Origin of the sequence: Paenibacillus kobensis NBRC 15729 (assembly GCF_004000825.1) — a bacterium.
GTDB classification, from domain to species: Bacteria; Bacillota; Bacilli; order Paenibacillales; family Paenibacillaceae; genus Paenibacillus_T; species Paenibacillus_T kobensis.
In genome coordinates this window covers 134530-156954 of record NZ_BILZ01000004.1, presented here as the reverse complement: position 1 = coordinate 156954, position 22425 = coordinate 134530, and the positions used below count along the sequence as shown (strand labels likewise).

18 protein-coding genes are annotated in these 22425 nt (G+C 52.0%); 13 read left to right on the top strand and 5 right to left on the bottom strand.

The window, feature by feature from the left end:
- Positions 1-302: 302 nt before the first annotated feature.
- Positions 303-1187, top strand: a complete 885-nt coding sequence (locus tag PKO01S_RS04720) for a helix-turn-helix transcriptional regulator (RefSeq protein ID WP_127530152.1) — start codon at positions 303-305, stop codon at positions 1185-1187.
- A gap of 39 nt (positions 1188-1226) precedes the next feature.
- Here PKO01S_RS04720 and PKO01S_RS04715 read toward each other — a convergent pair whose 3' ends face one another.
- Positions 1227-1994, bottom strand: coding sequence for a helix-turn-helix transcriptional regulator (locus tag PKO01S_RS04715; RefSeq protein ID WP_127530151.1), 768 nt, complete (start codon positions 1992-1994; stop codon positions 1227-1229).
- Positions 1995-2175: 181 nt separating this feature from the next.
- Between PKO01S_RS04715 and PKO01S_RS04710 the strand changes: the two genes are divergently transcribed.
- The 4 genes from PKO01S_RS04710 to PKO01S_RS04695 all read left to right on the top strand — a co-directional run bounded on the left by PKO01S_RS04710 (position 2176) and on the right by PKO01S_RS04695 (position 8059).
- A complete protein-coding gene (locus tag PKO01S_RS04710; protein ID WP_127530150.1) occupies positions 2176-3993 on the top strand; it encodes a family 43 glycosylhydrolase in 1818 nt (605 codons plus the stop codon).
- A 28-nt stretch (positions 3994-4021) separates the two neighbouring features.
- Positions 4022-5554: a glycoside hydrolase family 43 protein gene (locus PKO01S_RS04705; RefSeq protein WP_127530149.1), complete on the top strand. Its 1533-nt coding sequence runs from the start codon at positions 4022-4024 to the stop codon at positions 5552-5554.
- Positions 5555-5701: 147 nt separating this feature from the next.
- Positions 5702-6985 carry a glycoside hydrolase family 27 protein gene (locus PKO01S_RS04700; RefSeq protein ID WP_127530148.1) on the top strand — a complete coding sequence of 428 codons (1284 nt, stop codon included), beginning with the start codon at positions 5702-5704 and terminating at the stop codon, positions 6983-6985.
- A 78-nt stretch (positions 6986-7063) separates the two neighbouring features.
- The gene (locus PKO01S_RS04695; protein WP_127530147.1) at positions 7064-8059 is read left to right on the top strand and encodes an endo-1,4-beta-xylanase; all 996 of its coding nucleotides are present in this window, start codon (positions 7064-7066) and stop codon (positions 8057-8059) included.
- 72 nt (positions 8060-8131) lie between these two features.
- Here the strand turns inward: PKO01S_RS04695 and PKO01S_RS04690 are convergent, their stop codons facing one another.
- Positions 8132-9004 (bottom strand): helix-turn-helix transcriptional regulator, encoded by an 873-nt coding sequence (locus PKO01S_RS04690; RefSeq protein WP_127530146.1) that lies wholly within the window; start codon positions 9002-9004, stop codon positions 8132-8134.
- Positions 9005-9093: 89 nt separating this feature from the next.
- On the opposite strand from PKO01S_RS04690, the gene PKO01S_RS04685 reads away from it, so the two are divergent.
- Together PKO01S_RS04685 and PKO01S_RS04680 are read left to right on the top strand one after the other, a co-directional pair.
- Positions 9094-11454 (top strand): glycoside hydrolase family 127 protein, encoded by a 2361-nt coding sequence (locus PKO01S_RS04685; RefSeq protein WP_307719811.1) that lies wholly within the window; start codon positions 9094-9096, stop codon positions 11452-11454.
- Positions 11455-11611: 157 nt separating this feature from the next.
- A complete protein-coding gene (locus tag PKO01S_RS04680; protein WP_127530145.1) occupies positions 11612-13024 on the top strand; it encodes a family 43 glycosylhydrolase in 1413 nt (470 codons plus the stop codon).
- 75 nt (positions 13025-13099) lie between these two features.
- On the opposite strand, the gene PKO01S_RS04675 is transcribed toward PKO01S_RS04680, so the two are convergent.
- Genes PKO01S_RS04675 through PKO01S_RS04665 form a run of 3 tightly spaced genes read right to left on the bottom strand, consistent with a single transcriptional unit; the run spans position 13100 to position 15388 of the window.
- On the bottom strand, positions 13100-13843 hold the full coding sequence (locus PKO01S_RS04675) for an amino acid ABC transporter ATP-binding protein (RefSeq protein WP_127530144.1): 744 nt from the start codon (positions 13841-13843) through the stop codon (positions 13100-13102).
- A 12-nt stretch (positions 13844-13855) separates the two neighbouring features.
- Entirely contained in the window at positions 13856-14524 is a 669-nt protein-coding gene (locus PKO01S_RS04670) for an amino acid ABC transporter permease (protein ID WP_127530143.1), read from the bottom strand.
- 27 nt (positions 14525-14551) lie between these two features.
- The gene (locus tag PKO01S_RS04665) at positions 14552-15388 is read right to left on the bottom strand and encodes an amino acid ABC transporter substrate-binding protein (RefSeq protein ID WP_127530142.1); all 837 of its coding nucleotides are present in this window, start codon (positions 15386-15388) and stop codon (positions 14552-14554) included.
- A 285-nt stretch (positions 15389-15673) separates the two neighbouring features.
- On the opposite strand from PKO01S_RS04665, the gene PKO01S_RS04660 reads away from it, so the two are divergent.
- The 6 genes from PKO01S_RS04660 (at position 15674) to fabD (ending at position 22420) form a co-directional block, all read left to right on the top strand.
- Positions 15674-16306 carry a CPBP family intramembrane glutamic endopeptidase gene (locus PKO01S_RS04660; protein ID WP_127530141.1) on the top strand — a complete coding sequence of 211 codons (633 nt, stop codon included), beginning with the start codon at positions 15674-15676 and terminating at the stop codon, positions 16304-16306.
- A gap of 527 nt (positions 16307-16833) precedes the next feature.
- Positions 16834-17418 (top strand): antiterminator LoaP, encoded by a 585-nt coding sequence (gene loaP, locus PKO01S_RS04655; RefSeq protein ID WP_164779480.1) that lies wholly within the window; start codon positions 16834-16836, stop codon positions 17416-17418.
- 154 nt (positions 17419-17572) lie between these two features.
- Positions 17573-18346, top strand: coding sequence for a 4'-phosphopantetheinyl transferase family protein (locus tag PKO01S_RS04650; RefSeq protein ID WP_127530139.1), 774 nt, complete (start codon positions 17573-17575; stop codon positions 18344-18346).
- Entirely contained in the window at positions 18316-18990 is a 675-nt protein-coding gene (locus PKO01S_RS04645) for an MBL fold metallo-hydrolase (RefSeq protein WP_127530138.1), read from the top strand. The genes PKO01S_RS04650 and PKO01S_RS04645 overlap by 31 nt, the downstream gene beginning before the upstream one ends.
- Positions 18991-19088: 98 nt before the next feature.
- Complete coding sequence (locus PKO01S_RS04640; protein WP_127530137.1) at positions 19089-20078, top strand: acyltransferase domain-containing protein; 990 nt, start codon at positions 19089-19091, stop codon at positions 20076-20078.
- Between the two features lie 5 nt (positions 20079-20083).
- Entirely contained in the window at positions 20084-22420 is a 2337-nt protein-coding gene (fabD, locus tag PKO01S_RS04635; protein ID WP_127530136.1) for an ACP S-malonyltransferase, read from the top strand.
- The last annotated feature ends 5 nt before the right edge of the window (positions 22421-22425 follow it).

Below are 22425 nucleotides of genomic sequence, written 5' to 3'. Positions count from 1 at the left end.
CCTTACCGGATAACGGAGAGGCTCCGAAGGCGCTTCTCTTTATCTGGACGGTGGTTGGGTCTACCCTGCATATTGTATAGTGAAATGAATCAGCGGAGTCTCAAGTAGACTGACTCATTAATCTATACAATGAAAAAACGGAGCGACCGCCAGATGGTCAGTACGCAGCCCTATTAAAGTACAATGAAACGAAGAGGCTTCATAGAGCCAGAGCAAAGCGGGTTATCCCAATGGACTTTGCCTGTAAACCATTGAGGCCATGGTTAGATTATTAGAATGTACCATGATGGGAGGAGATCGTTATGTCATCCGAGTTCGTGAAGGGCACGTTCGGTTTCCGTTTCGCAATGCCGGAACAGCTGGCGGCATGCAATCTGTTCGCCGTTGGCCGAGACGAGATTCGCGGCCCAGGCTATCAATGGGACGGACTAGTCCGAACAGACGGGCCTTTGCTGTTATTTCAATACACGTTGGACGGCGAAGGGATATTCGAATCAGGCTCCGAGATGTATCGAGTAGGGCCAGGCAAGGCGTTAATGGCCGAGATTCCAAGTGATCACCGCTATTATTTTCCGGAGGGCGGAAGTTCTTGGTCATTCATCTTCATCCTTATGCGTCCTGATCTTATTGCACCAAATTGGGAAGATGCGAAGCGCCGTATGGGTGAAGTTCCATTTTTGCCGACATCCAGCCGGCCGATCCGGTTGCTACAGGACATCATCAACGATGCCGCTCGCGGACGCATAACGGATGCATACACGGCGTCCTCTTACGTCTTCCAATTCGTAACCGAGCTGTGCCGATTCGCGGCGATACCAGGCGGAGACCGGAGGGAGTGGCCGGAGAAGGTGCGTCTAGCTGCAGAGTATATCGAAGCCAGTTATGAAAGCATGATCAGCCTCGATCATTTGTCGGACAGGCTCGGCGTTTCGAAGTATCATCTGTTGAGAATTTTTACGGATGCCGTCGGTTGTTCGCCTAGCGATTATTTGAACCGGGTACGGATCGAACAAGCCATCAGGCTGCTCCGGCAGACGGATTGGAGCGTGGAGCAGATAGCCGAGCAGATCGGCTATTCCGGAGGAAGTTATTTTATTAAGGTGTTTCGCAAATTTACGGGGCATACGCCGGGAAGCTTCCGCAGCGGAGAAGGGCAGCTGACGTACAGCCGAATCTTCTTCGATTAGGATAAAAGCGATCGAAAGAGTATTCGCAGCGGACCATGTTCAAGTCGAAGCCGATTTGCGGAATTCGCGAGGCGTGCAGCCGACGATCTGGCGAAATTGCCGGGAGAAATGTTCGACGTTCTTATATCCGCATAGGGTGCCGATGTCCGCTATTCGCAGGTGTCCGTAGAGGAGCTTCTCTTTGGCAAGTCGAATGCGGCACTGGATCACATCGTCCATGCAGCTGATCCCGAACCTGCTCTTATACAAGGCTTGCAAATAGCCGGGACTAAGAAGCACGTAATCGGCCATTGCGGCAACCGTCCACGGATTGCCCGGATTCGTATAGACCGCTTTGCGAAGATCGAGCAGAATGTGGTCATGCGGCGAGTTGTCCTTGGCTGAAGAGGCCTCTAGCAGCTTATTGAAGAGCAGCCGGAACAAGTAGTCGATGGAATGCTCGCGGTAATCGCAGCTCAGAAAATTCTCTACCGCCAGCAGTTGGAACAATTGATGGCAGTATCCGGGATCGGGCACGGGGATAGGCAAGCCAAGCGGGAACGCCGTTTCCGTTACGTAGGATTCGGTGGAATCGAAGCGAACCCAATCGTCGATGAATTGGTCTGAACAGGCGCGATAGTATATTTTGTGGCGCGGCGGATAGAGCACCGCACAGTTGGCCGGGTAATCCTTCACTTCTCCTTGGACCCAGAACGCCGCTGGTGTCTGCGTAATGATAAGGAGCCAGAAGTCATGGCCTTCAGGAAAATCATAGACGAAATCGCCCGAGTGGGCGGAGTTGCAGCCTACATAGCGTATCGTGTTCATCATTATCTCCAATCATAGAATAGATCAAGTTTCTATTAGTATAGATCATGGTTCGAATGTATTCTATACTTTATAATTTCATTGATAATGCTAAGTGGAATCGTGCATATGAACGGTTCGTATGGTCCATGGTTTAGGATGTCAGTTATTAGAAATTATCAAAAAAGGTGTGTTCGATTCTATGATAACAGAGATAGAGAAAGAACGTCACTTCGTCCTGTGCTATACGAGAGAGCCGCAGGAGGACATCCTTTATGCCGCGAGACTCGCCCATAGCATGCATCTTGCCTATAGCGAGGACGGAACGAACTATCGGGCGCTCAATCATAATTCCGGCGTCCTGTTCGCGAAAGCGACCGATAACGAGAACGGCACGATGAACGCCAAGAGCTTAAAGAAGCCATATCTGTTCCGCCTAGCGGACGGCTTATTCGGCGTTGTGGCTATCCGTACGGAGCCGGATGGCGAGCCGGACATGCAAAGCAAAGGAACGGTAATGTTCTTCGCTTCTCCAGATCTGTTGCATTATGATGAAATAGGACTGATTGATCTGAAGAGCGATACATTCGTGCACGATATCGCTTGCGAGTACGATGAGAACAATCAATACTATGTGCTCCGCTGGAACGATGAGAACGGGAACGGCTACCGGAGCGTCATCGACGATCCGTTCAACCTGACGAGCGCATCTTCGCCAGAAATGTCGGAAGCGCTTACGCATGACACCGTAATGGCAGCAAATATCGAAGGAGCCGTGCCGCGCAATGTACAGCGCGTTTCCTCGGATACGGCTCAGCGCCTAGTCCGCAGGCTGACAGTGCCGATCAACGTCGCGATCGAGGTGCAGGATCGGGTCGCTGCAGCTTCGGCTGACGAGTTGAAGACGGTTCAGGCTACTGCGGTATACAGCGACGGAACGACGGATGTGAAACGCGTGGACTGGGACGCGGCAGAGGTGGATTGGAGCCGACCGGGGACTTATCGCGTTACGGGAACGGTTCGCCAGGAGCGTTATCCATTCCCGGTAGCAATTAACCGTGCCGATCCGTGCGTCGCGAAATGGAACGGCAAGTATTATTTTATCGCAACGAATGATGCCGACCATAATCAGACGCTCTATATCAGGGAAGCTAACAGCATACAGCAGCTTGTAACAGCTGAAGAGTCTTTAATTTTGGATACCAAAACGTATGAACATATCAAAGGGCTCCTATGGGCGCCTGAGCTTCATGTTATTGACGGCGAGTTATACATTTTCCATGCGGCGACGACAGGCGAGTTTTTTTATGAAGAATGCCACGTAATGAAGCTGCGCAATGGAGGCAATCCAATCGTCGCTGCAGACTGGTCGATGCCTCAGCGAGTCGTGAAGAAGGACGGCACGGAACTGTGTGAAGCCGGCAAAGTCATCTCTCTCGATATGACGGTCATCCAATTGAACGGGGAGTGCTACGCGGCTTGGTCGGAACGCCAATTCGTTCCCGTCGATCTAGGTGCTTGGGTGTATATAGCGAAATTGGATCCGAAGGAGCCATGGAGGCTGACTAGCGATCCGGTACTGCTCACGAAGCCGGATTACGGCTGGGCCAATAACCATACGTTCGTTGATGAAGGGCCGTTCGCTCTTATACGGGGCAATAAGTTGTTCGTAACGTTCGCAAGCGCGGCGGTAGATGCGACGTACGTTGTGGGACTTCTGACAGCCGATACGGATGCGGATTTGCTCGATCCAGTCAGTTGGACGAAGAGCAATTATCCACTGCTTACTTCGAGGAGCGTTGCGCGGCAATACGGACCGGGCCACAATTCATACGTGACGGATGAAGATGGGGCCATCTGGAATGTTTACCATGCAAGGCCTGGCGTGCAGGAGCCAAGATGTACAGGCATTCGCCGCGTTCATTTCGATATCGACGGTTACCCAGTGCTTGATCTGACAGAAGAGAACGATTTGAACCGGGATTTGGCACAAGTATCAATTGACGTCATTGTGAAGTGAAATAGGACAAGAAGGAGTGTGTTCAACTATGCAAAATAATCCGATTATTTGGGCCGACTATCCGGATCCTGATGTCATTCGCGTGAAGGACACGTATTACATGGTCAGTACAACAATGCATGTGATGCCGGGCTGCGTCATTCTGCGTTCCTATGACCTGATCCATTGGGAGACGGCAACTCATATATACGATGTGCTGGACGATACGCCTGCTCAACGGCTGGAGAACGGCAAGCATATATACGGACAAGGGATGTGGGCTGCCAGCCTCAGGTTTCATAAGGGCAAATTTTATGTCGTGTTCGTAGCGAACGACACTCGCAAAACTTATTTGTACACGGCTGCCGATATCCAAGGGCCTTGGACCAAGCAGTATATCGAAGGGTTTTATCACGATTGTTCCCTCTTGTTTGACGATGACGACAGGGTGTATCTGGTATACGGCAACACCGAAATTCATCTTACGGAGCTTCGGGACGATCTGTCCGGCCCCAAGCCGGGAGGGCTGAACCGGATCATCGTCAAAGAGAAGCAGGAATGTTACTTAGGATACGAAGGCGCCCATCTATATAAAATCGACGGGCGGTACTACGTATTCTTTATACATATGACGAAAGCGGCGGGCCGCCGCACTCAAGCCTGCTATGCGGCCGACTCCTTGGAAGGTGAGTTCATTGGCGGCGAAGTGTTTAACGATGATATGGGATACTTCAACTCCGGAATCGCCCAAGGCGGGATTGTCGATACGCCCGACGGAGACTGGTATGCGATGCTGTTCCAAGACCACGGTGCCGTTGGGCGTATACCCGTTATCGTGCCGCTTGCCTTCGAGAACGGATTTCCGGTATTCGCGAAGGAAGCGCCGAGAACGATCAACATTCCGAGCACGAGGCCGGAATATGAATATAAACCGCTTGTAGGAAGCGATGATTTTCGCTACAAGGCCGACGAGTGCGGGAAAGTGCGTCTGAAGGACATCTGGCAGTGGAATCACATTCCGAACGATGCGCTATGGTCGGTTACGGACAAGCCAGGCGCATTCCGGGTCCAAACCGCATCGATAAGCCCGAATTTGACATTTTCTGTCAATACGCTGACGCAGCGTGCGATGGGACCGGCGTGCGAAGCGGTCGTATCGCTGGACGGCAGCGAATTGAAAGACGGCGATTATGCGGGATTGTGCTTTTTGATCGGTACATACGGTCTGATCGCCCTGACCAGGGAAGCGAATCAATATTATTTGGTCATGAAGGCAAGAGCGACCGAGGATCTATCGATATTCGGCAAACTGATCGACGAGGAGCCGGCAACCGAGTATGCGCGGATTCCGGTCAGCAGCAAGGTTACGCTTAAGGCGGTCGGTCGCTTCATCGATAATCGGGATGAGTGCACGTTCTATTATCAGGATGGCGCGGAGTGGAAGCAACTCGGCATTGCGCATCGGATGGTCTATAAGCTGGATCATTTTATGGGCTGCCGCATCGGACTGTTCCTCTATTCGACCGAATCTGAAGGCGGAACAGCCGAGTTCACCGGCTTCGGCTATAAAGTGCTGGCGTAATCAAGTGCCAGTATCATGCGGTTCAACCCGATTCGCAATATCGTGCTATTCATACCCCATAATTACTATAGAATCACGGTTACTTCTAAACGTAAGATAGATTCATAACCGCAATATATTTTGATAGTAATGCACAGGAGGTATACGATGAAACATCATGCATATGCACCTACGCCGCCGCTTGGGTGGAATAGCTGGGACTGTTACGGCGCGACCGTAACGGAGGACGAAGTCCGCGGCAATGCGGAATATATGGCGGATCACTTGAAAGCGTACGGCTGGGAGTATGTCGTCGTCGACATTCAATGGTACGAGCCAGGCGCCGTCTCGGATCTGTACCGTCCTTTCGTTCGACTGGAAACCGACGGTTACTCCCGGCTTATCCCGGCGGTGAACCGATTTCCGTCCGCCGAGGGGGGACAAGGCTTCAAGCCGCTGGCGGATTATGTTCATGGCCTTGGCTTGAAGTTCGGGATCCACATCATGCGAGGCATTCCACGTCAAGCCGTTCACGACAACACGCCGATTAAGGGGACGAGCGCAACGGCGAGGGACATTGCCCATACGTGTTCGTTCTGCGGGTGGAATACCGACATGTACGGTGTCGATGCATCCAAAGAGGGCGCGCAGCAGTATTACAATTCGTTGTTCGAGCTGTACGCCGAGTGGGGCGTCGATTATATCAAAGTAGACGACATTGCGGATTCGTGGCTGCATGGCGGGACGCATTTGGCGGAGATCGAACTGATCCGCAAAGCGATCGACCATGCCGGGCGGCCGATGGCGCTCAGTCTGTCGCCGGGTCCGGCGCCTGTGCAGCATGCTGATTTCTTCGAAGCGAACGCGAACCTGTGGCGGATGACCGACGATTTCTGGGACCGCTGGCCGCTGCTGCTCGATATGTTCGACCGTTGCGAGAAGTGGGAAGGACGTCCGAAGGCCGGCTGCTGGCCGGATTGCGATATGCTGCCGCTCGGCCGGATCGGCGTGCGCTGCAGCCATCCCGACCGGATGACGAACTTCACGAAGGATGAGCAGCTTACTATGATGACGCTGTGGTCGATCTTCCGTTCGCCGCTGATGATGGGCGGAGAAATGCGCGATAACGATGCGTGGACGCTGTCGCTGCTGACGAACCGCGACGTGCTGCATATGCATCGGACGAGCTTCGGCGCTCGCCGGGTAAGCCGGCATGACAACAAAGTCGTGTGGACAGCGGAAGGGGCGGACGGCGAGCGATATGCAGCGCTGTTCAATACCGGCGATGACACGGCAGACGTGTCCGTATCCTTGTCGGATTTGGGATTGCAGGACCGTGTTCACGCTGTGGAGCTTTGGAGCGGCCAAGAAGCAGGACCGATTGCGAACCGATTGAGCCGTTCCATTCCGCCGCATGGAGCCGCTTTGTTCAAGCTGACGGCGTCGGAATAACGGACTCGTCATGCAGAACCTTCGTGAATCGGCCGTGCCGATAGGCATGGCAATAATAAAAATAAGGAGGCTTGCCTCATGCATGCCAGTCTGCACGAAGCATACCAACAGCACTTTAAGATCGGGGCGGCCGTCAATCCATTGACGATCGCGACGCAGCGGGAGCTGCTGACCCGCCACTTCAACAGCATTACGGCAGAGAACGAAATGAAGTTCGTAAGCGTGCACCCGGCGGAAGATCAATACACTTTTGCAGCTGCCGACCGTCTGGTCAAATTCGCTCAAGATCATGGAATGGCGGTTAGAGGCCATACGCTTGTATGGCATAATCAGACATCGAGATGGATGTTCGAGAACCGCGACGGGAGTGCGGTCAGCCGTGAGACGCTGCTCTCCCGCATGAAAGATCATATCGAGACGGTAGTCTCTCGGTATAAAGGGCAAATTCACGCATGGGACGTCGTCAACGAAGCGGTGTCCGATAGCGGCACGGAAATGCTTCGTCCGTCCAAGTGGCTGGACATTGCCGGCGAAGACTTTATTGCGAAGGCATTCGAATATGCGCATGCGGCAGATCCGGACGCGCTGCTCTTCTACAACGATTACAACGAGTCGGATCCCGTGAAGAGAGAGAAAATTTACGCCTTGGTCAAGTCGCTGCTGGATAAGGGCGTTCCGATTCACGGCGTCGGACTTCAGGCTCATTGGAGCTTGTACCATCCCGGTCTGGACGACATTCGCGCAGCAATCGAAAGGTATTCAAGTCTAGGCTTGAAGCTGCATATTACGGAGCTCGACGTGTCCGTCTTTCAATTCGAAGACCAGCGAACCGATCTGAATGCTCCGACCGAAGAGATGCTCTTGCAGCAGGCGGAGCGGTACCGCCAGTTTTTCCAATTGTTCAAGGAATACAGCGAGCATATCACTTCCGTTACGTTCTGGGGGGCGGCCGACGACTACACGTGGTTGGACGACTTTCCAGTGAGGGGGCGGAAGAACTGGCCGTTCCTGTTCGATTCGGCACATCAGCCGAAACGGTCCTATGAAAGCGTACTAGAAGCCGCACGCTCTTAAAAGTAATAGAGAACGAAATGCCGCGGCAATCGGACGGGGGCGGTTTGAAGCCTCAAGAAACAACCGCCCCTTCTAATGAAGGAGGCGGTTGTTTTCGTTCGTATGCAGTCTACGGAACGCCAGCGGCGATATTCCGATATACCGTTTGAAGCGGCCGGAGAAGTAGGGGGTATAGTTGAATCCGACATGCTCGCCGATATCAGCGACGGACCAGTCGGTCTTGACGAGCAGCAGCTTCGCTTGTTCCAGCCGGTACCGGAGCAAATATTCCATCGGGGTACATTGATACACGTCCTTCATGCACCGGACGATGTAGTTGGAGTGAAAATGAAGCGCTTCGGCCAGCAACTCGTTCGTTATGTCTTGTTGATAGTGCTGGCGCAAGTAAGATTCCGTTCGCTCCGCCAGCTTAGTGACCGATGTCGGCGACCCGTCAGCGGCTTGTTCCTTATCCAGTATAAGCAGCAGATCCATTAATTGCTGCTGTCCTTGCCAGAAAGGGGCTGCACCGCTAGCCTCCGCTTGCTCCAGCATCCGTTCCAGCAGCCGTTCGATCGCTGCGAACTGCCGAAGCACTGCATATTGGGGCACTCTCAGCTTGTAAGGGTTGGCCCAGGCATTACGGATCGGAAGCGAAAAATCGGCTTCGCTTACATCGGAACATTCGCCCTCGAATACGAAATGGATCCAGTAGAAAACGGTTTCGGCTTGGCACGGGGCTGTTGCGTAATGATACCGGTCAGGGAGAAGGAGGAGCGATTGTCCCGGTCCGACCTCCCATTGCCGGTCGTCCTCGCCCATATAGAGCGTTCCCGATACGACGAACAACAGATCGAAGATGCCAAGATTGCGCCGGTTCGGATGCTGATCTCCTGGCTTATATTCTGTCCGTCCGATCGTAATGTAATAGGGCAGCGGCGGAAGCTTCAGCAACAGCTTATTCATCGGTCAGTATCCCTTCTAACATTGTGTGAGATCGTATAAAAAAGTGTATATATTATTCGTATCCGCTCTTTACTATCAAGGATAAACTGATGTTACGAAATAATCAAATCGTATATATTGGAGCGATGAAGACGATGGAGACGTCGAGACAAACGACATTGCAAGAAGGCATCTTTCAAGCTTCGCAACAAACAGGGCGAGAATACTTGCTGAAGCTTGACGTCGACCGGCTGGTCGCGCCTTGCTACGAAGCGGCTTCGCTGCTGCCGAAGAACGAGCGGTACGGCGGATGGGAAGCGACGCAGATTGCCGGTCATTCGATCGGACATTGGCTGTCCGCTGCTGCCGCGATGTATGCTGCAACTGGCGACATGGTGCTGCTGGAGAAGCTGAATTATGCGGTGGACGAGCTTGCTTTTGTTCAATCCAGCGATCCGTATGGCTATGTTAGCGGGTTTCCTCGCGATTGCTTCGACCGGGTTTTCGAAGGTGCCGGCGATTTCGAGGTCCATAACTTCGGATTGGGCGGATCATGGGTGCCTTGGTACAGCATTCATAAAATTTATGCGGGTCTTATAGATGTATACAAGCTGGCAGGAAGCGAGAAGGCGCTGCAGGTCGTGGTGAAACTTGCCGATTGGGCCAAACAGGGCTCTGATAAGCTGACCAAAGAGCAGTTCCAGCGCATGTTGATCTGCGAGCATGGCGGGATGAACGAGGCGCTGGCCGACCTGTATGTGATAACGGGCAACCGAGACTACTTGGAGTTGGCGGTTCGTTTCTATCATGAAGCGATATTGGAGCCGCTTGCGAATGGCGTAGACGAACTGGAAGGGAAACATGCCAATACGCAAATTCCGAAAGTGATTGGCTGTGCCAAGCTCTATGACATTACGGGCGAGGAGAAATACCGCCGCATTGCGGAGTATTTCTGGCTGGAAGTGACGCGCAGCCGTTCCTATATTATCGGAGGCAACAGCATTTTCGAACATTTCCGGGCCAAAGATACCGAGAAGCTTGGCGTCGAGACGGCGGAAACGTGCAATACCTACAATATGCTTAAGCTGACCGAGCTGCTGTTCCGCTGGTCGCCGAACGCCGAATATATGGATTTCTACGAGCGTGCGCTCTATAACCACATTCTCGCTTCTCAAGATCCGGATACCGGCGCCAAAATGTATTTCATCTCGACCGAACCGGGCCACTTCAAAGTATATGGCACGCATGACCATTCGTATTGGTGCTGTACCGGAACCGGCATGGAAAACCCGGCCCGATACTCTCGCGGTATTTATCATACGGAGCATGACACGGCATTCGTTAACTTGTTTATCGCTTCGAAGCTGGATTGGACGGAGCGGAACGTGACGATTCGGCAGAGGACCGATTTCCCGAAGACGGACCGGTCGACACTCGTCGTAGAACAAGCCGCGCAAGAGCGCTTTAAGCTGCAAATTCGGGTACCTTATTGGGCGGCAGGCCCGGTGAAAGCGGTCGTAGCAGATTCTGAAATCTTCACGGGCGCGGAGAGCGGATATATTGAGATCGATCGGGTATGGAATGCCGGCGACACGGTCGAATTGACGCTGCCGATGGATCTGCATGTATACCGCAGCAAGGACGATTCGAACAAAGTCGGCTTCATGTACGGTCCAATTGTACTCGCAGGCGCACTAGGCAGAGAGCAATTCCCGGAGTCCGATATCGTTGACAACCATCTGAAGCTGCACCATCATCCGCTTATCGACGTTCCGATGCTCGTAACGGATGAACAAGACGTGAAGCAATGGATCAAGCCGGTAGAGGGTTCGCCGCTGACGTTCGTGACGGAAGCCATTGGTGAACCGGGAGGCCGCGCGGTGTCGCTTATTCCGTTCTATGAGCTGCATCACCAGCGTTATACGATTTATTGGACACTCATGAGCAAGGAGCAATACGAGAACTACGTTGATCATGAGCAGATGGAGCGGGAGCGGCTGCATGCGATTACGGTCGATGCCGTCAGTCCGCATGAACAGCAATCTGAAGTCGAGCATGGCATTCAATCGCTGCTGTCACGTTCCGGCTATTCCGTTCATGCTCATAGAGGCTACCGGGTTGCGGATTCAGGCGGGTTCTTCTGCTACAACATGGCTGTACTGCAGAATGGGCCGACTTCTCTACAAGTGACGTATTTTGGCAGCGACGGGCCCATCCACGATCAGCGCGGACGAGTGGAGCGGGATTTCACCATAGCTATCGACGGAACAGTAATTGGACGACAGAAGCTGACGGCCGATCGGCCGGAGCAGCTCTTCGATGTGTGCTATGACCTCCCGTCCGAACTGACAAGCGGAAAGACAACCGTCGAGATCCGGTTCGTTCCGGTTGAAGGCTGCGAGGCCGGAGGAGTGTTCGGCGTTCGAATGGTGGACCGAATTCGGCTGGAGCAGTGGGATCAAGTCAAATAAGCAGGCAAACGGGCTATCCTGGTCATGAGAGTGACCGGGACAGCCCTCTTGCAGGTTGCAAAGGAAGAAGAGTTGTCGGCTTGAAATGGAAGCGTTAAAATACTAATGTACGCACGTACATCGTTATTATCGTAAATGAAGGGGAATGAATGCAGATATGAACAAGCAAGGCGTTAACCCTTATCTTCCTTCCTGGGAATACATTCCGGACGGGGAACCGCATGTATTCGGCGACCGAGTATATGTATACGGTTCGCACGACCGATTTAACGGACATGCTTATTGTTTGAACGATTACGTCTGCTGGTCGGCGCCGATCGACGACTTAACCGATTGGAGATACGAAGGTGTCATCTATAAGAAGACGGATGACCCCTACAACCGAGACGGCGATATGTGCCTATATGCACCTGACGTTACGTTAGGTCCGGATGGCCGATATTATTTATATTACGTTTTGGATAAACAGCACTTCGTGTCTGTGGCGGTCTGCGATACCCCGGCCGGTCGGTATGAATATTACGGGGACGTACATTATCCCGATGGTACGGTTCTAGGGAATAAGGCGGGGGACGAGCCGCAATTCGATCCGGGCGTACTAGTGGAAGGAAACGACGTCTACCTTTATACTGGCTTCTGCTTCCAACATGACAAGTCCCGCTCCGGTCCGATGGCGACGGTGCTGGAACCAGACATGATTACGATTAAGGAAGGACCGGTCTTCATCGCGCCAAGCGCACCGTACAGCCAAGGATCGGGCTTTGAAGGGCATGAGTTTTTCGAGGCGTCTTCGATGCGCAAGGCGGGAGATACGTATTACTTCATCTATTCTTCGATTCTGTTTCATGAGCTGTGCTACGCGACCAGCCGATATCCGACCCATGGGTTCGAATTCCGGGGGACGATCGTCAGCAATAACGATACGGGCATCGCGTCTTACAAGCCGGCTGAACAGCCCATGTTCTATGGCGGGAATAACCATGGCAGCATTGTTGAAATTAAAGGACAATGGTACGTCTTCTATCATCGGCACACGAACGGGACGAACTTTAGCAGACAAGCTTGCTTGGAACCGATCAAGCTGCTTGCTGACGGAACGATTCCTCAGGTAGAGATGACTTCTTGCGGTCCGAATGGCGCTCCGTTAGCCGGCAAGGGAGAATACCCCGCTTATGTCGCTTGCCAACTGTACTGCAAGGATGCTGCGGCCTATACGGCAGGACCGGGCGATTGGATGGATAGCCGCTTTCCCAAAATTACGCAGGACGGCAAGGACGGGGATGAGGAGATCGGCTATATCGCGAATATGAGAGACGGAGCCGTAGCGGGCTTCAAATACTTCGATTGTAAAGGGGTAAGCAGCCTGACGGTTAAAGTGCGCGGAGGGCAAGGCTCGTTTGAAGTGATGACGGCATGGGACGGCGAGCCGCTGGGCAGCATTGCGATCAAGTCGAGCAACGAATGGAAAAGCTATTCCGCACTTATTTCAATCCCAGATGGCGTACAGGCTTTGTACTTTAAATACGTCGGAACGGGCAGGGCCAGTCTGGCGTCTTTCACGCTTGAATAATCGTATCAGCTGAAGGGGCTGTCCCCAAAGTCATTTGGCTTTGGAGACAGCCCCTTTACTACTACTGGAGCCTATTCACTCCGCCAGCATGTTCAGAAATTGCTGCGCCCGGCTGCTCTTCGGGTTATGGAATACATCGTGCGGCGGCCCTTCTTCGACGATAAGCCCCTCATCCATTAAGATGACATGGTCCGCGACTTCTGCGGCGAATCGCATTAAGTGTGTCACGATAACCATCGTCATGCCTTCGGCTGCTAACTGCTTTATTACTTTAAGTACTTCTCCTACCAGTTCTGGATCAAGAGCGGATGTCGGCTCATCGAACAGCATCACTTCCGGTTCCATCGCCATCGCACGGGCAATGGCGACGCGCTGCTGCTGACCTCCCGACAGGTTGCTAGGGTAGAAATCAGCTTTGTCCGCCAGTCCCACATTCTCCAGCAGTTGGCGGGCGCGCTGCTCAGCGTCGTTCCTTCTTCTTCTTTGAACGGTGATTTGCGCTTCTGTAATATTGCGGAGTGCGGTCAAGTGAGGGAACAGATTAAACGACTGGAACACCATCCCCGTCTGCTTCCGCAAGTTCAGAACCTCTTTCGTGGGGAGCTTGCTCCCTTCTTGAAAGATAAGGGATACGCTTCCTAATTGGAGGGAGCCTTTGTCTGGCATCTCCAAAAGATTTAAACAACGAAGCAACGTCGTCTTCCCTGATCCTGACGGACCGATAATGACGAGCACCTTGCCTTTTTGCAGCGTAAGATCGACTCCCTTCAGCACTTGCTGCATGCCGTAAGATTTATGCAGACCTTGAACTCGAATCATGTATAACGCCTCCTAGCTAATCGAGGATCTTCCTAGACGGTTTTCTGTCGTATTTTGCAATGCGGACAGAATGGTGCTGAACATAAGGTAGATCAACGCTGCTTCGCCATATAAAAGCAGAGGCTCGTACGTCCTGGCGACGATCTGCTGCGCTTGCCGGAACATCTCTACGTAGGTTATTGCCGCGGCGAGTGAAGTGTCCTTGACCAGACTAATGAACGTGTTTCCGAGCGGAGGAATGGTTACGCGCGCAGCTTGCGGAAGCACAATTCTTCTTAACGCCTGAATGTGCGTCATACCAAGCGAGTAAGCAGCTTCCCATTGACCTCTTGGGATGGAGATCACTGCCGCGCGCACGATTTCAGAGCCATATGCGCCGACGCTAAGCGTAAACCCGATAACGGCGGCCGGGAACGGATCGATCGTCAGCCCGACGCTTGGCAATCCATAGAAAATAATAAACAACTGCACGAGCAGAGGTGTTCCTCGAATGATCCATACGTAAAATCCGGCGATCCATTTAAGCGGCTCCCATGCATACAATCGAACCATTGCCGTAACGACAGCCAATGCGATTCCGAGTGCGAACGAGACCAAGGAAAGCGGAATCGTATAAATGACCCCTGCCTTGAGCAGGGGCCAGAAGGAATCGGTAATAATTTGGATTTGACGTTCACTCATTCGTACAACATCCTTCGTCACAATTTCTTATTTGGACACGTCGGCTCCAAAATATTTCTCGGAAATTTTCAAGTAAGCGCCGTCGCTTTTCATATCAGACAACGCTTGGTTCACTGCTCTAATTAACTCATCGTTGCCTTTAGCGAAGAGCGCCGCACTTTGCGAGGCATCGGATGTTTCATCGACCGATTTGATTTTGATGTCGGGCTTCTGCTTCTTCAAGTCCAAGAACGATAAATTATCGTTAATGGTCGCGTCCACCCGTTTGGACATCAGCAGATCGATAGCTTGGTTAAAGCCGTCAACGCTGACAATTTCAGCGCCATTGGCTGTCGCGATGTCCGCCAAATTGCTGGTTAGCGACTGCGCAGACTTCTTGCCCTTCAGATCGACAAGCTTCTTGATCTCATTGTTGTCTTCACGAACTAGCAAAAGCGATTTGGAGACGATGTAAGGGTCTGAGAAATCATACTTCTCTTGACGGTCCTCGCGAATGGATACTTCATTAAAGATGGCGTCGAACCGTCCAGCCTCCAAGCCAGCGAAAATTCCGTCCCATTGCGTTTCGATAAACTCCGGTTTAACGCCCAGATGCTTGCTGACTTCTTCCGCGATCTCGACATCGAATCCGGTAAGCTTGCCGCTGTCATCGTGGAAGGTGAAAGGGGCGTAGGTTCCTTCCGTCCCGATTCGCAATTTGCCGCTTTCTTTGATCTTGTCCAAGGAGCTTTTCTCCGCAGTCGCTGATCCTGCCGGCTCAGGAGTTGTCGTCTCATTCTTAGCTTTGTTATTGCCGCATGCGGACAATAGCAGGAGGACGAGCACAAGTGCACCAATCGATAACCCCAATCTGTTTTTCTTCATATTGTCGAGTCCCCTCAATCTTCAATGTGTGTGCCAATCGAATCGTGCGTACGGCTAATTAGGTTTATTATGGAAGGTAACGCCCAATATAATACGGATCATTTTTCTATTGGGCCGAAACCGATTTCGATACAGGATGCAACTTGCAAATCCTTATTATAGAGAGCGAGACTATTTAATTATCAAAGCGGCTAGTTTAATTTATGTATTCCATCCCGCACCTGAATCCTGTAAATTGTATGTACCATTGATTTTCAACTTTCTTAAATAGAGGTGTTAGCCCAGATGGCAGGTCTGGTCTCGCTTGGACTGGCGTTATTGTTATCATTCTCGTTTCGAATCGTCGAGAAGCTTAGCACGCTTATAAGGAATGGAGACAACAAACAATTCTTTCAATTGGCAGCAATCTACATCTGGGGGGCGTGCGCGATAGCTGCCGCTCTGGTTGTGTCGGATCAGTATGTATTTCGGGTTCCAACTGTCGATACAACGGCTTTTGCTCTCGCAGCGGCAGCCATACTAATCAATGCGGTGATTCCTCAGCACTCCGGCTATCACCCGTCTGGAAAGTTCAATATTATCAATTTTGTCGTTACTTATCCGATTGTCGAAGAAATCATATATAGAGGCCTGCTGCTCCCGATTCTGGATCGCTCCTTTCATTACACTGTCGTCGAAATATACGATTTACCGGTCACGCTGTCGATTGTCATCACAGCTTTGTTGTTCGCCGTCGCGCATTTGCAATACTATAAGCTGAACCGGACAAGCATAAAGTATATGGTGTTCGCCTTCACCGGGGGCATTATATTCGGCGTTATCACCAATGCGACTCATTCGATTCTGATTCCCGTGCTGCTGCACGTGGAATATAATTTACTCGCGGTCTATTATTCGAACAAAATGAAAGCCGAATAAAGAAAAGCTCTTGTGCAGCGGCAGGGGCTGTTTGTTCTTTCAATCAGGACAAGCTAAATTGGCACAAGCGCAGCGCTGAAGTAAGAAGAGTCTTATGTTCCAAAAAATAACAGGTCTTTTAGGCTACCGAAAACATTTTCGGCGTAGTTTCTCTATGACATATGACTAACGAACGCGGACTGTTGAACTGGGTGCTATTTCCATAATACGAAGGGCATGACGTTTGTGGAGAGCATCAAATTAGAGGAGATTCAACAAAATTCGACACTAAATTACATATCATTCGACAAAAATAGACAAATTCCCCCTGTTCTCATAGCCAAAAATATCAATTACACTAAGAAGGGGTAATTTTATATGATATTGGCAAAATTATGCGATTGGCCTATCTGTGAGGCTGTCGAATAGGTAGTTAGATTTACATGGCGGTTACAATTCGAACCATAACGACATCAAGGCGGAAGGGAGCTCTACCAACTAGATCATCTAACAGAAACCGAATCCATACATTCGAATGGGGGATCATTGTGAAACCGTGGTATACCGTCTTTGTTCAAGGCGGACACGAAGAATACGTACAAGAAATGATTCATCAATCGTTCGCGTCTGATCTGAGAACGTTGGTTCCGAGGAGGATGGTTCCCGAGCGTAAAGAAGGAATCGTAACGTTGGAATCAAGAAAACTTTTCCCTGGCTATGTATTAATTAATTCGGTCATGACTCCGGAAATCTATTATCGCATTAAACAAATTCCTCGCATTATCCGTTTTTTGCACGTTCATCTTCTTTCGAGGCAGAATATGGCTGGAACTGGATCGTCAATCGATCAAGGAGCCATATCGCCTGATTCATACGTTACGGAAATTCGGTATGACGAAATTCGAAGAATACTCGAGCTGCTGGACGATCAGGACAACATCGGGCTTTCCCGCGTATTCGTCACGAATTCGAAGGTAAGCGTCATTGACGGACCACTGAAAGGGCTTGAAGGCATCATTAAGAAAATTAACAAACGCACCTCCCGCGCCAAAATTCAAATCAGTTTTCTCGGCAACGACCATTTTGTCGATGTCGGCATCGAAGTTCTGCAGCCGACAGGCGGCTTCACTTGAACGGACAACAACTCAGCTGTGTTCCAATCGATGCTGCGGCACGTTGGAGTCACTCTGAGGGACATACGCATTGAACTTCATGTAGTGAATGCGGAGCATTCATGATCGGGCGAAGCTGTGTCCAACGCGGTGTTGAAAGGAGGAACCTAACCCTGTGACGGAGCATGAGCATCTACGGTATCTTGAGACCTTCGAGATATCCAGCGAGGAAGGAAAGTATAACGTTTCGCTCTATATCTTCCAATGTTCGGATGCCGTTAACTGCACTTTGCTGCATGATGCTTTGCATAAAGAGGAACGGACGCATCTTGCCCGGTTGACCTTCGACAAAAGAATTCATGATTTTCTGCTCGGCAGATTCGCGGCGAAGAATGCACTTGCTTCGATTATGCAGGTAAGCGGGTATTCGGAGATTGGGGTCCGCAGCGGAATGTTCCGGCAGCCGGTCGTCACCGGCGTCTGCCTACAAGCACTTCAGACGAGCATTACCCATTGCGACCGGATCGGAGCAGCTCTTGCATTCGATGAAGGCATGCCGGCCGGCATTGATATTGAGAAGGTGAATCCCGAGCGATTCACGCTGATACAAGACCGCTGCACGGAGGCGGAACGGGAATGGGCGCACCAGGCGGGAATTCCCGCAGCATTGGCTGCAACTCTGTTATGGACGAGCAAGGAAGCGATTGCAAAGGCGATTAAGACCGGATTTACCGCTTCGCTCGATATTTTCGAGGTTGAACGCATTGAGCGGCAGGACGACTATTGGATTACCTATTACCGATATTTTACGCAATTTCGTGCCGTATCCTTTCCGGTTGGACGGTACGTTTGTACGATTGCAACGCCGAAGCGCGCCATGATTAAACCGGATATTAAGAGGCTGAAGGAGCTGTTCGAATGGCTGCCACCTATGAGCTTTACACGTTAAGGCTGCATTCCGAGCCCTTCATTAACTATTCGTATTTGATTGTCGATACGAGAACAAGAGAAGCGGCCGTCATCGATCCGGCATGGGAGCTGAATCCGATTCGCAGCCTCATCGCGAGTAAGGGAGCGGTGTTAAAGTCAATTCTGTTGACGCATTCCCATCATGACCATACGAACTTGGTCAAGCCGTTAGTATCTCTTTACGGCTGCGATGTTCACATTTCACGCGACGAAGCGGCGTTCTATTCGTTCCGCTGCGACCGGTTGACGACGTTCGAGGACGGGCAACAAATACGGATTGGCGACACGGCCATCACTTGTATTCTTACGCCGGGGCATTCCTACGGGGGAGCTTGTTTCGCTGCAGAGGGCAGCTTATTTACAGGCGATACGCTCTATATCGAAGGCTGTGGCATATGCACGACAGCCGGCGGCGACCCGGAAGCGATGTTCGACAGCATCCAGCGGATCAAAACAATCGTTCAACCAGAAACGCGCATTTATCCAGGCCATTCCTTCGGCATGCCTCCCGGCTGCACGTTCGATCAACTGGAGGAACGGAACATTTATTATTCGATCGACAAGAAAGAGGCGTTTGTCAGCTTCAGAATGCGCAGAACGAATACACTGTTCCAATTTCAATAGAGCATAATATTTTGAATATAACGATTAAAAAGACCGACGTCTGTTTCCGAATGAGGAAGCCAGCACGAGGTCTTTTTAATTTTCTATAAGGAGGGCATATGGACCGATCTATCGTATTCCTTTTTTCCGGACAAGGGTCCCAGTACTTTCATATGGGCGAAGATTTGTACCGGCAGCAACCGCGGTTTCGCTATTGGGTCGACGAACTGGATATGAAGCTGTTTCATATGCTCGGCTATTCGATCTGCGCCTACCTGTTCGATGACAAGAAGAAGAAATCCGAGCCCTTCGATCAACTGATGTATTCTCATCCTGCCATATTTATTCTCGAAGTAGCGATGGCAAGATTTCTGATGGAGAAGGGCATACGCCCGGATTATATGTTGGGGGCCAGCCTGGGGGAATACGCAGCGGCAGCGGCATCCGGTTGGCTGGATACGGACCGGATGCTGGAATTCGTTGCGATGCAGGCACTGTGGGTCGAACAATCATGTACGGAAGGACGGATGCTTGCCATTCTGCACGACCGCAGTCTTTTTGAGGAGATGGAGCTGATTCGCGAGCGCTCGACGCTGGCGGCAGACAACTATGTCGGCCACTTTGTCGTATCGGGAGAAACCGGCGATCTTAAGCGGATCGAACAGACGCTTAGAACAAAGGGCATCGCAAGTCAAATGCTGCCTGTCTCCTATGCATTTCACTCGCCGCTGATCGATCCGGTCCGGGAGCAGGTACAACAGTTCGCTTCTTCTGTGGATTCGGAGGCGCAGGTTCCGCACTCCGTCTACTGCTCGTCCCTTCCGGGCGGACACGCTCAGGCTGCCGCAGAAGACCATTGGTGGAAAGTTGTCCGGGAACCGATTCAGTTCCGGGAGGCTGTCAGCCGGTTGGAGAACCGGACGGACAATGGCTACCTGTACATCGATCTTGGGCCGTCGGGTACGCTAGCGTCCTTCGTTCGTTACAATCTGCCGCAACAATCGAGATCAGAAGCGTTACCTCTCTTGTCTCCTTTCAGTCAAGACAGCGTGCTGCTCGACCGCTTACTGCATAAGATTCAAGACGATAAGCCAATAGAGAGGGTGTAGATCATATGATCGCATACGTATTTCCCGGCCAAGGCTCTCAGCAGAAAGGAATGGGCAAGGAGCTGTTCGCGCTGTACCCGGAATGGGTGCGCGAGGCAGATGAGTTGCTCGGCTACTCGATCGAAGATCTTTGCTTGAACAATCCGGATGGCCGGTTAGCGAACACCGCATATACGCAGCCAGCGCTCTATATCGTAAACGCGTTCAGTTACCGGAAGAAAGTAGAAGAAACAGGCGTGATACCCTCTTTTACCGCTGGACATAGTCTTGGCGAATACAATGCGCTGCTTGCCGCGGGCGCATTCGATTTCATAACGGGCTTATCGTTGGTGCAGAAGAGGGGCGAGCTGATGGCCCGCGCGCAAGGCGGCGGAATGGCTGCGGTACTTGGGCGGACGGATCAGGAAGTGGAAGCGGCAGTTCGGGAACACGGGCTCGGCGGCATTAGCATTGCGAATTACAATACGCCTACCCAATTGGTCTTGACCGGACTGCGGGAAGATATCGAACGGGCACAACCGGTATTCGAGGCGATTAGCGGGACGCGTTACATTATGTTGAATGTGAGCGGCGCCTTCCACTCCCGTTACATGGAACCGGCAAGAGAGGAGTTTCTCGCTTTTATTGACGGAATCCAATTCTCCCAGCTGCAGCTGCCCGTCATTTCTAATCTTCATGCAAGGCCTTATAAGGATGCCGACTTAAAGAGAACATTGGCCGACCAAATTACAGGCTCCGTACGCTGGACGGAGAGTATGCGCTATTTGATGGGCAAAAGGGTAGAAGATATCGTGCAAGTCGGCCCAGGCAATGTGCTGACCGGAATGATTCGAGTGATCCGGAAGGAGACGGAGCCGCTTATCATCGAGGAGACAGCAGAGGTTGTTCAGCTTGAGGCAGCGGCCGAGTCGGCTGCGGCTTTGGAAGTCCCTTCATTGCCGCCTCAGCCCGCGGCTGTGGAAGAGAAGCCAGCCAATGCGATAATGAACGGCGCGTTAACGGATGCAGCCGCTGCCTTGGGCAGCCGGTCGTTCAAAGAAGAATACAAGCTGAACTATGCGTACGCAGCCGGCGGAATGCAGCACGGCATTGCTTCGGAGCAACTCGTTATCCGAATGGCGCAATCGGGAATGATCGGATACTTCGGAACGGGTGGACTTGATATTGCGGCAATAGGACGTGCGGTTCGAACGATCGCATCGGCACTAAGCGGCGGGCAGCCGTTCGGATTCGGCATTACGCCGTGCTCCGAATTTCCGGCGAGGGAGTTTCAGACGGCACAATCGCTGCTCGATTCCCGTATCCGGTATATCGAAGCGGCCCATTACCTCAGCTTGACGCCGGCCTTGGTGCTGCTTCGCGCTTCGGGACTGAGAGAGGATGCAGATGGCCGGATCGTTCGGGCAAGACGCATTATGGCAAGAGCGGCGCGGCCGGAGACGGTATCGCTGTTCTTGAGCCCGGCGCCGGAGCGTCTTCTTCTGAAGCTGCTCAACGAGGGGAAAATAACGGAGGAAGAAATGTCTCTGGCTGGACGTCTTCCTATGGCGGACGACTTGTGCGTGATCAGCCAAGAAGGCGGCGGATATTGGGATGCCGGCGCGAGCTCTGCGATCCTTCCGGTTGCGTTCAAGCTCCGGGACGAGTTGGCTGGCGCATTCGGATACCGCGACCGGATTCATATCGGAACAGCGGGAGGAATCGGAACGCCGGAAGCGGTAGCCGCCGCTTTCGTTCAAGGCTGCGATTTTATTAGTACCGGCTATTTGAACCAATGTACGGTTGAAGCTTCGACAAGCGAAGCGGTCAAAGATTTGCTCCAGAACATTCGAATTCAGGATACCGATCTGGCTCCAGCCGAAGAACTGTTCGAGATCGGAGCCAAAGTGCGCGTTCTGAAACGGGGCATGTTCTACACGGCGCGGGCGAACAAGCTTTATGAGGTATACCGCCAGTTCGATTCGATCGAAGCGATCGACAACAAGACGAGAAGCAGCCTGGAAGAGAAAGTATTCCGCATGAAGCTGGACGAGGTAGTCCGGCGCTGTCGGAGCGCATTCTCGGCGGAGGAATGGGCGGCGGCAGCTTCAGCACCAAAGCGCATCATGGCGATCGCGTTCAAGTGGTATTTGGGACAGGCTTTGCATACGGCGATTGCTGGGGACGACGATTGGAAATTGGATTACCAAATTCATTGCGGGCCTGCGTCAGGCGCATTCAACGAGTGGGTCAAAGGAACGGAGCTGGCCGATTGGCGCAACCGGCACGCGGATCAAATCGGGCTTCTGCTTATGGAACAAGGCGCGGCCGTTCTGGAGGAACGTTCGAGGCGGGCAGAATAATATTG